The organism is Dactylosporangium salmoneum (assembly GCF_039532525.1).
Classification (GTDB): domain Bacteria; phylum Actinomycetota; class Actinomycetes; order Mycobacteriales; family Micromonosporaceae; genus Dactylosporangium; species Dactylosporangium salmoneum.
Window position 1 is genome coordinate 310,497 of the sequence record NZ_BAAARV010000019.1, and the last position, 13,870, is coordinate 324,366.

At 71.7% G+C, this 13,870-nt stretch carries 13 protein-coding genes; 3 read left to right on the forward strand and 10 right to left on the reverse strand.

The features are described 5' to 3' along the window. Positions 1 to 26: 26 nt before the first annotated feature. The 10 genes from ABD352_RS11815 to ABD352_RS11860 all read right to left on the reverse strand — a co-directional run bounded on the left by ABD352_RS11815 (position 27) and on the right by ABD352_RS11860 (position 10,832). A complete protein-coding gene (locus ABD352_RS11815; RefSeq protein ID WP_344612336.1) occupies positions 27 to 887 on the reverse strand; it encodes an HpcH/HpaI aldolase/citrate lyase family protein in 861 nt (286 codons plus the stop codon). Further along, complete coding sequence (locus ABD352_RS11820; protein WP_344612337.1) at positions 884 to 2,359, reverse strand: dihydroorotase; 1,476 nt, start codon at positions 2,357 to 2,359, stop codon at positions 884 to 886. Before ABD352_RS11820 ends, ABD352_RS11815 begins: the two co-directional genes overlap by 4 nt. Before the next feature lie 20 nt (positions 2,360 to 2,379). Next, a complete protein-coding gene (locus tag ABD352_RS11825) occupies positions 2,380 to 3,777 on the reverse strand; it encodes an MmgE/PrpD family protein (protein ID WP_344612338.1) in 1,398 nt (465 codons plus the stop codon). Continuing rightward, entirely contained in the window at positions 3,770 to 4,606 is an 837-nt protein-coding gene (locus ABD352_RS11830; RefSeq protein WP_344612339.1) for a cyclase family protein, read from the reverse strand. The genes ABD352_RS11825 and ABD352_RS11830 overlap by 8 nt, the downstream gene beginning before the upstream one ends. A gap of 41 nt (positions 4,607 to 4,647) precedes the next feature. After that, positions 4,648 to 5,853: a CaiB/BaiF CoA transferase family protein gene (locus tag ABD352_RS11835; protein WP_344612340.1), complete on the reverse strand. Its 1,206-nt coding sequence runs from the start codon at positions 5,851 to 5,853 to the stop codon at positions 4,648 to 4,650. Then, positions 5,847 to 7,304: an FAD-dependent oxidoreductase gene (locus ABD352_RS11840; RefSeq protein WP_344612341.1), complete on the reverse strand. Its 1,458-nt coding sequence runs from the start codon at positions 7,302 to 7,304 to the stop codon at positions 5,847 to 5,849. Before ABD352_RS11840 ends, ABD352_RS11835 begins: the two co-directional genes overlap by 7 nt. 92 nt (positions 7,305 to 7,396) lie before the next feature. Further along, positions 7,397 to 8,518 carry an ABC transporter substrate-binding protein gene (locus ABD352_RS11845; RefSeq protein ID WP_344612342.1) on the reverse strand — a complete coding sequence of 374 codons (1,122 nt, stop codon included), beginning with the start codon at positions 8,516 to 8,518 and terminating at the stop codon, positions 7,397 to 7,399. A gap of 87 nt (positions 8,519 to 8,605) precedes the next feature. Next, entirely contained in the window at positions 8,606 to 9,757 is a 1,152-nt protein-coding gene (locus ABD352_RS11850; protein ID WP_344612343.1) for a class I SAM-dependent methyltransferase, read from the reverse strand. Next, positions 9,754 to 10,002 carry a hypothetical protein gene (locus ABD352_RS11855; RefSeq protein ID WP_344612344.1) on the reverse strand — a complete coding sequence of 83 codons (249 nt, stop codon included), beginning with the start codon at positions 10,000 to 10,002 and terminating at the stop codon, positions 9,754 to 9,756. The genes ABD352_RS11850 and ABD352_RS11855 overlap by 4 nt, the downstream gene beginning before the upstream one ends. After that, entirely contained in the window at positions 9,999 to 10,832 is an 834-nt protein-coding gene (locus ABD352_RS11860; protein ID WP_344612345.1) for an acetoacetate decarboxylase family protein, read from the reverse strand. The genes ABD352_RS11855 and ABD352_RS11860 overlap by 4 nt, the downstream gene beginning before the upstream one ends. A gap of 348 nt (positions 10,833 to 11,180) precedes the next feature. Here ABD352_RS11860 and ABD352_RS11865 point away from each other — a divergent pair, with 348 nt between their 5' ends. Genes ABD352_RS11865 through ABD352_RS11875 form a run of 3 tightly spaced genes read left to right on the forward strand, consistent with a single transcriptional unit; the run spans position 11,181 to position 13,655 of the window. Next, positions 11,181 to 12,002 carry an ABC transporter ATP-binding protein gene (locus ABD352_RS11865; protein WP_344612346.1) on the forward strand — a complete coding sequence of 274 codons (822 nt, stop codon included), beginning with the start codon at positions 11,181 to 11,183 and terminating at the stop codon, positions 12,000 to 12,002. A 13-nt stretch (positions 12,003 to 12,015) separates the two neighbouring features. Next, entirely contained in the window at positions 12,016 to 12,864 is an 849-nt protein-coding gene (locus tag ABD352_RS11870; protein ID WP_344612347.1) for an ABC transporter permease, read from the forward strand. Then, positions 12,864 to 13,655 (forward strand): IclR family transcriptional regulator, encoded by a 792-nt coding sequence (locus tag ABD352_RS11875; RefSeq protein ID WP_344612404.1) that lies wholly within the window; start codon positions 12,864 to 12,866, stop codon positions 13,653 to 13,655. Before ABD352_RS11870 ends, ABD352_RS11875 begins: the two co-directional genes overlap by 1 nt. Positions 13,656 to 13,870 lie beyond the last annotated feature (215 nt).

Consider the following 13,870-nt stretch of genomic DNA (forward strand, 5'->3'; position numbering starts at 1 on the left):
GCAACTCCCGGTATGGGTGAGGGTGGTCAGGACGGGGTGCCGAGGCGACTGCTGATGCGGGCGTGGACCGCGAGGGTGCGCTGGGCGCCGCGGACCATCGCCGGGTCGACCATCCGGCCCGTCGCGGTGACCGCGACGGCGCGGCCGTCGGCCCCGGCGGCGGCGAGGCTGTCGAGCAGTGCCTCGGCGGCGGCGACCTCGTCGGCGCCCGGCGCGAAGCCCGACAGGATCGGCTCGACCTGCTTCGGGTGGATGGCGGTGCGGCCGAGGAAGCCCATTGCCCGGCCGGCGCGGCAGGAGGCGACCAGCCCGTCGGTGTCGGCGAGGTCGGTCCAGGCCGACATCATCGGCGCGGGCAGGCCGGCGGCCCGGGCCGCGACGACCACCCGCGAGCGCGCCCACGCGAGGCCGTCGTCGGAGGTGACGCCGAGGTCGCTGCGCAGGTCCGCCTCGCCCAGGGCGAGCGCGGCGACCTGCGGGGTGTGGGCGATCGCGGCCGCGGCCTCGATCCCGACGGCCGACTCCAGCAGGGCGTGCACGGGGACCTGCCCGAGCGCGCCGGCGATCCGCGCGACGTCGGTGGGCGACTCGACCTTGGGTACGCGAACCGAGTGGAACCCGGTGACGCCGGCCAGGGCCGCGAGGTCGGCGCCGCACGCCGGCGTGCCGACGGCGTTGACCCGCACCGAAACCCGGGCGCGGGAGTCCGCGGGGATCGCGCTGAGCCAGTCGCGTACCGCGGCCCGCGCGCCGTCCTTGCCGGCCGCCGGGACGGCGTCCTCGAGGTCGAGGATCACGACGTCCGCCGGTCCGGCCAGCGCCTTGTCGAACAGCGCCGGCCGGTCACCGGGGACGTACAGGGCAACGAGGTCGGGCGACAGCGTCACGCGCCGGCCCGGCCCGTGGGGCGGTGCAGGAACCGGCCGCGCGGCTCGCCGGTGATGACGCCGTCGGTGAGCACCCGCATGCCGCGCACGAACGTGTCGGTGACGGCGGCGCTCAGCTCGAAGCCCTCGAACGGCGTGTACTCCTGGGCCGAGAGCGAGTCGGCGGCGCGGATCGTCCACGGGTGGTCCGCGTCCAGGAGGCACAGGTCGGCGTCGTAGCCCTCCTTGATGGCCCCCTTGGTCGGCAGGCCGAAGCGCTGCGCGGGGTTCCACGAGGTGAGGGCGGCGATGCGGTCCCAGCCGAGGCCGCGCTTGCGTCCCTCGCTGACCAGGGCGGGCAGGAGGTACTCCGCGCCGCCGAAGCCGGACTTGGCCAGGAAGACGTCGTCGCGGTCGTCGCCGAACTTCTGCTCGTCACGGCAGCAGGCGTGGTCGGAGACGACCCAGTCGAGGTCGCCGGCGAGCAGGTGCTCCCACAGCACCTCGACGTCCTCGCGCGGGCGCAGCGGCGGGTTCACCTTCCCGCCGATGCCCGACGCCGTGTGGATGTCGGCCACCAGGTGGCCGATGGTGACCTCGCGACGGAAGTCGATGTGCGGGAACGTCCTCGCCATCAGCAGCGCGGCCTCGACGGCCTTCGCCGAGCTGAGGTGGAGCAGATTGATCTTCGGCAGGCCGGTCTCGTGGGCGAGGTACGCCGCGATCGAGATCGCCAGGCCCTCCGAGTGCGGCGGCCGCGAGGCGGAGTAGGCCTCGAGACCGGTGAGCTTGCCGTCCTCCTCGACCAGCTTCGTGTAGGCCGCCATGATCTCGGCGGTCTCGCAGTGCAGGCTGAGCGAGATCGCCTCGGCCTTGTCGGGGTACTGCTGGCGGGCCTTCTGGATGCCGCGCATCACGAACTCGAAGTGCGCGATGTCGTAGCGCTCGCCCTCGGGCGTCATCAGGAACTTCGACTGGTCCGACGAGCGGCCGTGCAGACCGTGGCTGCCGTAGAACATGAAGATCTTGAACGACGTGACGCCGAACCTGTCGACCAGCATCGGGATCTCGTCGATGTGTTCCTTGCTCATCGGCGCGAGGTGGAAGCCGTAGTCGATGAAGGCCTTGCCGCCGGAGAGCTCGAGCACCTCGGGGAAGACGTCGGCGTAGGCGCCGCCCTTGTTGAGGTAGTACTGCCCGGTGCGCATGTAGCTCACGCCGGTGGTGACACCGCCCTGAGCCGCGGCCCGGCTCTCCACCTCGGTGTCGACGGCGAGCGGGTTGTAGATGCCCCAGTGCTGGTGGGCGTCGACGACACCGGGGAAGGCGAGCTTGCCCCCGCCGTCGACGACCTCGGCGGCGTCGCTGGTGTCGAGGCCCTGCGCGACGGCCACGATCTTGCCGTCGACGACGCCGATGTCGGCCGGGACGGGCTCGGGCGCATCGTGGGAGACCACCCGGACGTCACGGACGATCAGGTCGTAGTGGGTCATGGGTCGTTGTCCTTCCGGGATCACGGGTGCAGCAGGGCTCGCACGTCGGCGAGCGTGTCGAGGGCGAGGACGGCGCGGCGCAGCCGCTCGGCCTCGCCGGCCGGGAGGGCCGCGCCGGCGTTGTCGGCGAACTTGCGCCCGACCTCTTCGTCGGTCAGTGGTCGCTGGTCCCCGCCGCGGTTGGCGAGGACCTCGACGGTCTCCGTACGGCCGCCGCTCAGCCGCGCGGTGAGCACGGCCGGGAACTGGTGGGGGAAGATCGCGTCGCAGCGCGGGTCGGCGACGACGCTCACCTTCGCCATCAGCTCGCGGCGCAGCGGGTCGGCCGCGAGCTCGTCGGTGTAGTCCTCCAGGGCCGCACCCAGGCCGCCGCCGCCGAGCAGGCCGACGGTTACGGCGTACGGCGCCGAGAACTGCGCCTGGTATCCGGTCCGGGGCGCGCGCTTGACCTCGATCGGCTCGCCGATGGTCCGGATGACCGGGCCCGGCACGCCGACCTCGATGGACTCGACGTCCTCCGGGCGCACGCCGCGGCGGCGCAGCTCGGCCGCCGCGTCGATGGTGGTGTGGGTGAAGTGGTTGGCCGGATAGGGCTTGAAGAAGATGCCCGGGACCGCCCACTGCTCGCCGAGCCGGTCGGTCACCTGGCCGGCGTCGAACGTGCCGTGCAGGAACGCCTGGAAGAAGCCGAACCGGCCCTCGAGGGCGGTCGGCGGACCGGTGAGACCGCGCCGGGTCAGGTCGGCGGCGGTGACCGCGCTGTGCGCGGCCCAGCCGCAGTGCAGCCGCTTCACGGTGCCACCGGTGCGGTTCGCCTCGATGATGCCGGAGGCCATCGAGGCGGCCACGCCCAGGGACGACTGGATGCCGTCGGCGTCGAGCCTGTGCAGCATGCCGGCCGCGACCGCGCCGCCGAGCGCGCCGCAGATCGAGGTGGCGTGCTGGCCGTGCTCGAAGAAGGTCGAGTTGCCCGACTCCTTGTCGTAACCGGCCATGCCGATCCGCACGCAGGTCTCGATCCCGACCGCCACCGCGGCGACCAGCTCGGCGCCCGAAGCGCCGACCGCCTCGGCCGCGGCGAGCGCGGCCGGAACGACGCCGGCGCTGGGGTGCAGTACGGACGGCAGGTGTGTGTCGTCGTAGTCGAGGGAGTGCGCGAGCGTGCCGTTGACCAGCGCCGCGAGGGCCGCCGGCACCCGGCCGGCGACGCCGATCGCGGTGGCCTCGGCCCGGCCGCCCTGGTCGGCGACGTAGCCGATGACCGCCCGGCTGGAGTCGAGCTCCTGTGCCCGCAGCGCCAGGCCCAGCGTGTCGAGGACCCGCAGCCGGGTGCTGGCCACCACGTCGGCCGGCAGCCGGCCCAGGTCCGTCTCGGCCGCCAGCTCCGCGATCCGGCGGGAGAGCGTGGGTTCAGCCACGGGAGACCACCGCCAGCGGACGGACCGGCGAGCCGGTGGCGCCGTACAGCTTGAGCGGCGAGAGCACGAAGGTGAACCGGTGCACGCCGGCCGCCGCGAGGTCGTCGAGGACCATCGCCTCGATGATGTAGATGCCGCGCTCGACGAGCAGCACGCGGTGGGCCGGCAGGAGCCCGTGACCGGCGCCGGGCTTGAGGCACTCGAAGGCGATGGTGTCGGCGCCGACGGCGTGCGGCCGGCGGTCGGCGAGCCAGGTCGCGCCGTCCTCGCCCACGCCCGGGACGCCGGTCTCCTTGCCGACGAAGGTCGCGTAGTCGTCGAAGTGCCGGCCCCAGCCGCTGCGGATGAGCACGACGTCGCCTTCCTCGATCGTCGTGCCCTGCACCTTCGCGGTCAGCTCGAGGTTGGCGGGCGTGATCTCGTAGCCGCCGTCGAGGCCCTCCGGCGAGCCGAGGGCGGTCGGGACGTCGAGCAGCACCCCGGTGCGCACGATCGGGTCGATGGTGTGCGCGCCGAGCGCGTCGAAGCGGCCGCCCAGCGACGCCTCGCGGGCGTCGGACCCGTCGGCCAGCCGGCCGTCCTGGCTCACGTGGGCCAGCGCGTCGATGTGGGTGCCGACGTGCGTGCCCATCGAGATCATGTCGTTGGCCGCCGAGCCGCCGTCGCTGCGGACCATGTCGCCGTGCCGCCGGGGCAGCGCGTGCCAGTACGGCGGGTGGTTGGGCGACTGCGGCATGCCGATGCGCAGGGTGCGGCCGAGGTCGTGGACCTCGACGCCGGCGCTGACCGCGGCGATGAGGGGGTCGACGGTGGCGGCCGAGTCGTGCACGTGCTCTCCTTGCTGGTGGGAATGACTGTCGTGCGGGTGGATCAAGCGATGACCTGCCGGGAGCGCAGGTCGTCGACGCGGTCGGCGTCGTAGCCGAGGCCGGCCAGGACGTCCTCGGTGTCGGCGCCCAGCGGGCGTCCGGTGAAGCGGATGGCACCGGGGGACGCCGACATCCGCCACATCACGTTGTGCATGAGCACCGGGCCGAGCTCGTCGTCCTCGACCTCGGTGAGCATGCCGGTGGAGCGGACGTGCTCGTCCTCGACGAGATCGCGCGCGGAGTAGATGGGCGCGACGGCGGCGCCGGCCTCGGTGAAGGCGCGCACCACCTCGTCGCGATCGCGCTCGCCGACCCAGCCGCCGACGTAGGCGTCGATCTCGTCCGCGTGCCCGGCCCGGCCGCGCCCGGAGGCGAACCAGGGCTCGTCGATCACCTCGGGGTGCCCGACGAGGCGCATCACCCGCTCGGCGATCGACTGGGCGCTGGAGGACACCGCGACCCAGTGACCGTCGCGGGTCTGGTAGGTGTTTCGCGGCGCGTTGTTGGTCGAGCGGTTGCCGTGCCGGGTCTCGACGATGCCGAGCTGCTGGTAGGCCGTGGGGCCGGGCCCGACCGCCGTCGTCAGCGGGCTGAGCAGGTCGAGGTCGATGACCTGTCCTTCGCCCGTGCGCTCGCGGTGCAGCAGCGCCATCGCGATCGCCGAGGAGGCGGCGATGCCGCAGATGCTGTCGGCGAGGCCGAACGCCGGGAGCGTGGGCGGGCCGTCGGCGGGGCCGGTGAGGTACGCGAACCCGCTCATCGCCTCGACCAGGGTGCCGAAGCCGGCGCGCTGCGCGTACGGGCCGGTCTGTCCGAAGCCGGTGACCCGGGCGACCACGAGGCGCGGATTGCGGGCGTGCAGGACGGACGGCCCCAGGCCCCACTTCTCGAGCGTGCCCGGCCGGAAGTTCTCGACCAGCACGTCGGCGGTGGCGACCAGGTCGAGCAGCACGGCGGCGCCGTCGGGGTCCTTGATGTTCAGCGCGACCGCGCGCTTGTTGCGCGAGATCTCCTTCCACCACAGGGCGACGCCGTCCTTGCTCGGCCCGTGGCCGCGCATGCCGTCGCCCTTCACGGGGTGCTCGATCTTGATGACCTCGGCGCCGTAGTCGCCGAGGAGCTGACAGGCCAGCGGGCCGGCCAGGATGGTCGAGAGGTCGATGACCCGGATGCCGGCGAGGGGGCCGGCGCCCGCCGCGCTCACCACGTGAGGATCCTGTCGCCGAGCAGCCGGCCGAAGGTCATCGCCGGGGTGGCGAGCATGCCGCCGCAGAACGAGTTGCCCATGAACGCGCCCGAGCCGAGCAACTCGCCGATGGCGTAGAGGCCGGGCACGGCCGTGCCGTCCGGGCGTACGACGCGCAGCCCGGCGTCGACGGCCAGGCCGGCCGTCGAGGTGATCGACATGCCCTGCACCCGGATCGCGTAGAACGGCGCCTCGGCGAGCGGCAGCGGGCGGAACTCCCGCCCGAGCGGGTCCTTGCCGTCGAGGCACGCGTTGTACTCCTCGACGGTGGCCACCAGGTTGCCGGCGTCGATGCCGGCCGCCTCGGCCAGCGTGCGCAGGTCGTCGGCGACGTGGAACATGGGGTGCCGCCCGGCGCGCGCCCGCACGTCGTCGGCGCTCCAGCCCGGGATCATCGGCGGCGCCTCGCGCAGCATCCGCTCGTCGAGCACGATGTACCGGCGCAGGTCGGTCTGGCGCAGCAGCGCGTGCTCGCGCACGTCGACGCTGGGTTCGTCCTCGGCGACGAACCGCAGGCCCTCGACGTTCACGTAGATCTCCCACGGCATGCGCATCTCGGGCCAGTGCACGGGCCGGCACAGCACGGGTGCGGGGAACTCGTCGTGGTCGAGGACCGAGCCGAACGAGCACAGGTAGAGGTCGTGGTTGCGGGTGTAGCCGCCCGCCTCGACGCCCAGCCGGTGGCCGGCGCCCTTCGCGAAACGGTATGAGGCGTCGGCGTACGCGCGGACGCCGTTCATCTTCTGGAAGAGCGCGGGATCGGCGTTGTAGCCGCCGGTGGCGAGCACGACGTTGGCACCGCGGTGCTCCTCGCGGCCGGCCTTCGCGTCGCCGGTGGGCCGGGTGACGACGCCGGTCACGCGGCCGCCGGCCTCCGCAGGGTCCTGGACCAGGCCGACGACCTCGGTGCCGAAGCGCGCGGTGACCGCGCCGCTGCCGATCAGCTCACGCAACGGCGCGCGGACCGCGGCGAGAATCGAGCGACCGAGGTCGGGTCCCCAGTAGTAGCGGTCCTGGCTGTAGTGCTCGTGGTTCTGGCCGCGGACCGGGTGCTCGGGCAGCACCGGCATACCCAGGTCGTCCAGCAGCCAGTCGATGGTCGCGGCGGCGTTGGAGACGGCCAGCCAGGCCAGCTCGCGGTCGGCCGTGTCCTTGCTGATCCGGACGATGTCGGCGAAATGCGCCTCAGGGGTGTCCTCGATGCCCTTCGACCGCTGCAGCCGGGTGCCGGCGGCGCTGAGCTGGCCGGTGGCCAGGTGGAGGGCACCGCCCTCTTCCGGGGCGGCGTCGATGACCAGCACGCGGGCGCCGCTGCGCGCGGCGAAGATCGCGGTGGACATGCCGCCGGCTCCGGCTCCGACGACGATGACGTCCCAGTGCGTGCCTGGGCCGGCGTCTGAGGTGGTGCTCACCAGGACTCCTTGGTCGGCGTGGGTGGTCCGTGCGGGTGGTCCGGGTGTGCGGCCCGAGAGGGCCGGGCCGCGCACCCGGTGATCGGCCGGGGCTAGCCGGCGGTCTTGTAGTCCTTCGCGGCCTTGATCACGGCGTCGTGATCGAAGTCGTTGATCTCCTTGATCAGCGAGCCGTCGAAGACGTCGGCGACGTTCGGCTCCTTCTTCACCTGGCCCGTGGAGACGGCCCACTGCGCCGCCTTCTTGAGCTGGTCGTCGCTGAGCTGGCCCCACGCCGGCCAGGCGGACGTGTCGTCGGTCTGCGGGGTGGAGGTCGTCATCCATGCCTTGAGCAGGGTCAGCAGCTCGGCGCGGCGCTTGGGGGTGTCGCCGCCGGTGCCGGCGAGCTCGGGGAACGTCTTCAGGCCCATCTCGACGGCCGCCTCGGGGTTGAGGCGGGCGAACATCAGGCCCTTGTAGGCGGCGCGGGCGTACTTCACCGCCAGCTCCCGGTCCTTGCCGCTCAGGGTGCGGGCACTGACGGTGAAGGAGATGCTCGGCATGCCGTCGAACAGCGACGGGTTGTCCAGGTAGGTGAACTTGCTGCCGGCCTGTTCGAGCTGCGAGAACAGCTCGGCGTAGAGCGCGATCGCGTCGACCTGGCCGCTGTCGAGGGCCGCCTTGGCCTGCGTGCCCTGGCCCACCGGAAGGATCTTGACGTCCTTGTCCGGGTTGATGCCGTTCTCGTTCAGGAAGGAGCGCGTGAACAGGTTCGAGCCCGAGGCCAGCGAGATGACGCCGATCTTCTTGCCCTTGAGGTCGGCGGGCGACTTGATGTTCGAGCCGGCCGGGATGCCGATCTTCCACGGGAAGGAGGTGTTGATCGAGCCGATCGTCCTGACCTGGACGCCCTGCTCGACCGCGGCCATGGTGGAGGCGACCTCGGCGTTGGTGGCCAGCGCGTCACCGGAGGCGATCACCTGCAGCGCCGCGGAGGAGCCGTTGGCCGTCTTCAGGTTGGCCTCGAGCCCTTCCTCCTTGAAGAAGCCCATCTGCTTGGGGACCGCGTACAACGCGATCTGCGTCGAGCCCGGCACCGTGGCCGTGGTGACGTAGTTGACCGACGTGAGGCCACCGGCAGCGGGGGTCCCGCTGTCCTTGGCACCACCACAGGCCGAAGCGACGAGCGCCAGCGCCGACAGGGCGGCGGCCAGCGCGAAAGGACGACGGAACATGAATCTCCTTCGATGCACCCACGCTCCGTGCGTGGGGTCTGGCGCCTGGACCGAGGTCCGGTGGGTGCGCCGCGAGACGGGGGTTGACTAGCGGCGTGCGACGATCAGGCCGATGCGGCCCGCGGAGGACTGACCGGTCACCAGGCGGCGGCCGGTCGGGATCAGCTCGCGGCTGACCTTGCCGGGCTCGAAGCCCGCGCGGACGGCCATGGCCTCGAGGTCGAGCGTCCGGACAGTGCTCCAGAACGGCTCGTTGTTGTTGGTGGTGTCCCACTCGACGAGGAACTGCGCGAAGGGATCCATCGTCGTGAACGGCGGGTACTCCGCGTGGATCATCAGGCCGCCCGGCTTCAGCAGCCGGAAGCTCTCGGCCAGGATGTTCTGCACGGCCTTCGTGCTGGTCTCGTGGAGCAGGATGTGCGAGACGACGAGGTCGAAGCTTCCGGCCGCGAAGCCGGTCGCCTCCGCGTCGCGCTGGGAGAAGTGCACCGGCAGACCGAACGACGCCGCCCGGGCGTGGGCGTAGCGCAGCATCGGGGCGGCGACATCGATCGCGTGCACCTCCGCCCCGGGGTAGCGCTCGACGTAGGGCAGCGTGCTGTGGCCGACCGAGCAACCCATGTCGAGGATCGCGGCCGGCGCGAGGTCGGGGTAGCGCACGTCGAGGTAGTGCTCGATGACCGAGCGGCCCTTGTCGTCGTTGGCCGCGCCGAGCTGGCCGGCGGCGTAGATGTACACACCGCGGTCGTAGAGCGCGCCGGCAGTGAGGTCGTCGGGCGCGGTCTCACGGTAGTAGCCGGTCGGCATGCAGTGGATGTCGACGGTCTGCAGGTACGCCGGAACCTGCACCGTAGCGTCCAGGCTGAGCGACCCGGCGCTGCCCAGGAGGGCGCCCGCGGTGTCGGTGAGCCGGGCCAGCTGCCGGGCGGTGCTCTGCGCGACCAGGTCCCACATCTGCTCCTGGCCGCTGCGGCGCAGCGCGCTCCACATCTGGGTGGCCGGATCCTCGGCCATCAGCTCGCCGATCACGTGGCGGCTGGTGGGGGCCGAGCCGTGCGCACTGGCGTAGGCCGGCGCGATCTCGGTCTCGTACCGCTCGCGGATCCGGCCGGCGACGTCGTAGGCGAGCCGCGTCTTCAGGTCCCAGATCTCCTGCTGCCGGTAGGCCTCGCCGACGCTGGGCGTCGCGAGCACGGCGTGCGCGAGCTGGCCGTCGGCGAGCCTCGGGAGGCCGCTCATCGCGCGTCTCCCTGCCGGGTCGGCCCGGCCGGCTCGGCGCGGGCCGTCAGCTCGTTGACCAGGCGGCTCATCGCGATCGATGCCGCGCCGGGATCGTCGCCCTCGATGCCGGCCGCGGCCTCGAGCGCGGCGACCCGGCGCTGCAGGACGCCGACTTCCTGGGTGAGCACGACGACGGCGGCCAGCAGCCGGTCCGTGTGCGCATCGCCGAGGTAGACGGGACGCTTGCCGCGTACGGTCTTCACGCGCCCTCCCCCACGCCCTGCCGTGCCTGCTCCGGCGGGTAGTCGTGGAGCACCTGGGCGACGGTGTCGGTGGTCCAGCCCTGCTTGAACGCGTACGCCGCGAACGGCTCCACGTCGCGCAGGAGCGCGAGGTCCTCGTTGACGGCGTCGTGGATCGTGAGGTGCGGGGTGCCCCGGAACACGTCGCCGGTGCGGACGTTCGAGAGCTGGAGTCCGAGCAGGCTCGTGCGGGTCGGGACGGCGGGCGACGGCGACGGCTGGTGCGACAGCAGGAAGCCCCTGTTGCCGTACGCCGGCATCTGCGACGCCTCGATCGCCTCGGTGATCTCGATGCCGACGTCGAGCACCCGCTCGCCGAGCCGGCTGACCGACCCGGACAGCTTGGTGCCCGGTCCGATGGGGCCCATCGCCGGGTTGTACGGGTTGATGTGGGTCCGCCGGACCTCGCCGATCTTCTTGCCCCAGCCCATCACGTTGCCGAAGCCCATCGACCAGTCCTCGGTCACCCAGATGAAGGTGCTGAACCGGCCGGGCTCGCCGCGGTAGGTGGCGTAGAAGCCGATGATGCCCTCGCCGTACTGGGTGCGGCGGGGCGACGTGAACGCCTGGTCGGGGTCGCTGTCGCTGACCTTGATCATGTCGGCCACGAACGCGAAGCCGACGCCGTCCTCGACGGGCTCCAGCGGCTCCGGGAGGTAGCGCCGGGCCAGGTCGGCGCCCGCGCGGAACAGCACGCGGATGGCGTCCGAACCGATGTGGTGCGGGGGCGGTTCGACAAGGCTTGCGGATCCGGTGGGCGAGAGCGGGTTGGTGAACCCTCGCAGGTGCATCGCGGCTCCTGGAGTGAGGCGGAGGAGGGAGACGTTCCCAGTTGTTCCGCTGGCAGAAACGCTGTTTCGCCTGTGGGAGCCGACGCTAGACAGGCGCAACGGTGCCGTCAAGGGGTTACCGCGCGTGAAGTTCGTGCGGCCCTTCCCCGGAAAACAGGCGTTACGCGGCGGAAACCATCCCGGACGAGAATGGTTGGCCCGAGCTCTTGACGGGGTCGGAGACTGCTGCTTAGCGTTTCGGGCAGCGGTCAGTCGTACCGCTCAGGTGAACGCATCGATCCGACCGAACCTGTTTCGGAACCGCCTGGGAACCGCTCGGAATCCCGTCCCCGACTCGAAGGACACCTCGTGACGTCAGCAGCCAACGTGGTCCCCGCGGCCGCCGACGGCGACCTCGACTCGCGCTGGATCGAGGCCTCCGGCCTCGACAAGGTCTACCGACCGCGCAAGTCAGCGCCGACCCACGCCCTCTCGGACGTCTCGTTCGCCGCCCGGCGCGGCGAGTTCGTCTCCATCGTCGGCCCCTCGGGCTGCGGCAAGACGACCCTGCTGAAGATCCTGGCGGGCCTGATCCCCTACACCGGAGGCGAAACCAAGATCGCCGGCAACCGCGTCAGCGGGCCCGACAAGGGCGTCGGCATGGTGTTCCAGGCGGCGACCCTCCTGCCGTGGCGCACCATCCTGGAGAACGTCATGGTGCCGGTCGAGATCCAGAAGCTGGACCGCAAGAAGCATGCGGCGCGCGCTCGCCAGCTGCTGGAACTGGTCGGCCTCCAGGGCTTCGAGAACAAGTACCCCGGCGAGCTCTCCGGCGGCATGCAGCAGCGGGCCGGCATCTGCCGCGCGCTCGTGCACGACCCGGCGGTCCTGCTGCTCGACGAGCCGTTCGGCGCGCTCGACGCGATGACCCGCGAGTACATGAACCTCGAGCTCCTGCGCATCTGGCAGGAAAGCCGCAAGACGGCCATCCTCGTCACGCACTCGATCCCCGAGGCGGTGTTCCTCTCGGACCGGGTCATCGTGATGACGCCGCGCCCCGGCCGGATCGCCGAGATCATCGACATCGACCTGCCACGCCCGCGCGAGCTGCGGATGATGGCCACCGACGACGCCGGGGTCTACGTCGAGCGGATCCGCGCGTACTTCAACAGTGCCGGCGTCATCGACTGAGGACGGAAAACCAATGACCACGCAGACCGTCCCGCCCGCCGCGCAGGCGCGCCAGTCTCCCGCGCCTCGCCGCGGTCTGATCCCCGACCTGCACGAGCGTCCCGAGTTCGCCCTGGTGCCGATCGTGTTCATCGTCGTGATGGCCGCCTGGCAGTACGTCCCGGGCTGGCTCGGCGTCGACGACTTCGTACTGCCCAAGCCCAGCCAGATCGTCAAGATCTTCTTCGAACAGCTCGGACAGGGTCCGTTCTGGCACAATGTGTGGGTCACCGTGCAGGAGGCCGGCGTCGGCTTCGTGATCGCCACCGTGGTCGCGGTCCTGATCGGCACCTGTGTCGCCCAGATCACGCTGCTCGAGCGCACCGTGCTGCCCTACATCGTGGCGTTCCAGTCGGTGCCGAAGGTCGCCCTGGCCCCGATGTTCGTCGTGTGGTTCGGCTTCGGCATGACCTCGAAGATCGTCATGGCAGTGATCATCGCCTTCTTCCCGATCCTCATCAACGTGATCGCCGGTCTGAAGTCCGCCGACAACGATAAGATCGAGATGCTGACCTCCTTCGGGGCGAGCCGCTTCCAGGTCTTCCGGATGGCCCGTTTCCCGAGCGCGCTGCCGTACATCTTCGCCGGCCTGCAGAGCGGCGTGGTGTTCGCAATTCTCGGCGCCATTGTGGGTGAGTACATCGGCGCGCAGGAGGGTCTCGGCTACCAATTGATGCAGGCCAACTACCGGTTCGACATCCCGGCGATGTTCGCGGTCCTCATCGTCCTCTCGATCATGGGCATGATCGCCCATGGCGTCGTCAAGCTGTGCCAGCGTAAGTTCGTGTTCTGGTCCGGCGATGAGAGCAAGCGGGGGACGTGATGTCGCTAGCGGAGGTCCAGTCGACGCGGGAGCCGACGTCGGGGCTCGAGCGGGTGCTCAAGGTGATCTACGCCGTGTCGGCCGCCGGTGCCGAGGGCATCGGGGTCTCGGCCCTAGCCCGGGAGATCGACCAGCCCAAGGCGGTCGCCCACCGGCTGCTCAAGGGCCTGGCGGCGGACGGGTTCCTCGCCTTCGATGACGCCACCAAGTGCTACCGGCTCGGGACCGGCGCGCTCGCGATCGGGATGGCCGCGCTGCGCCAGACCAACGTCCAGCAGGCCGCGCGCCCGATCCTCGAGCGCCTGGTCCGCGAGACGCGTGAGACCGCGACACTCTCGCTCAAGCAGGGCGACAGCCGGATCTACGTCGACCAGGTGCTCTCGCCGCAGGAGATCCGGATGTCGGTGACCATGGGCGTCGCCTACCCGCTGCACGCCGGGGCGTCCTCCAAGGCGATCCTCGCGGCGCTGCCGGACGCCTCCATCGACGAGTACCTGGCCTCCCACGACCTCAACGTGCTGACGTCGGCCACCATCGCCGGACGCCACCAGCTGCTGGAGGAGATCGTCCAGATCCGCGAGCGGGGCTACGCCATCAGCGCGGGCGAGCGTGACGCCGGCGCCGCGAGCGTCGCCGCCGCCGTGCTCGGCATGGACGGCGGGGTGCTCGGCTCGATCTCGGCCTGCGGGCCGGTCGGCCGCTTCGAGGCCACCGACTTCCAGCGCCTCGGCGTGCTGGTCCGGGCCGCGGCGCAGGAGGTCTCCCGCGCGGTCGGGCACGCGCCCGGCTGACCCGTGCTCGATCGGCCCGCGCCCCGCCACATCGGCGGCGGCGCTGCCGGCGCGCACCCTCGGTCGGGCATGCGCCCGGCCTCGGTCAGGCATGCGCCCGGCCTCGGTCAGGCATGCGCCCGGCCTCGGTCAGGCGCACGCCCGGCCTCGGTCAGGCACGCGCCTGGCTGACCCGTGCTCAATCGGCGCGCGCCACACCCGCGGCGGCGCGCGCC

Excerpts from the sequence above, each read along its gene's own strand:
- ABD352_RS11820 (WP_344612337.1), bottom strand. The coding sequence starts at position 2,359 with ATGACCCACTACGACCTGATCGTCCGTGACGTCCGGGTGGTCTCCCAC.
- ABD352_RS11845 (WP_344612342.1), bottom strand. The coding sequence starts at position 8,518 with ATGTTCCGTCGTCCTTTCGCGCTGGCCGCCGCCCTGTCGGCGCTGGCG.
- ABD352_RS11850 (WP_344612343.1), bottom strand. The coding sequence starts at position 9,757 with ATGAGCGGCCTCCCGAGGCTCGCCGACGGCCAGCTCGCGCACGCCGTG.
- ABD352_RS11860 (WP_344612345.1), bottom strand. The coding sequence starts at position 10,832 with ATGCACCTGCGAGGGTTCACCAACCCGCTCTCGCCCACCGGATCCGCA.
- ABD352_RS11870 (WP_344612347.1), top strand. The coding sequence starts at position 12,016 with ATGACCACGCAGACCGTCCCGCCCGCCGCGCAGGCGCGCCAGTCTCCC.
- ABD352_RS11875 (WP_344612404.1), top strand. The coding sequence starts at position 12,864 with ATGTCGCTAGCGGAGGTCCAGTCGACGCGGGAGCCGACGTCGGGGCTC.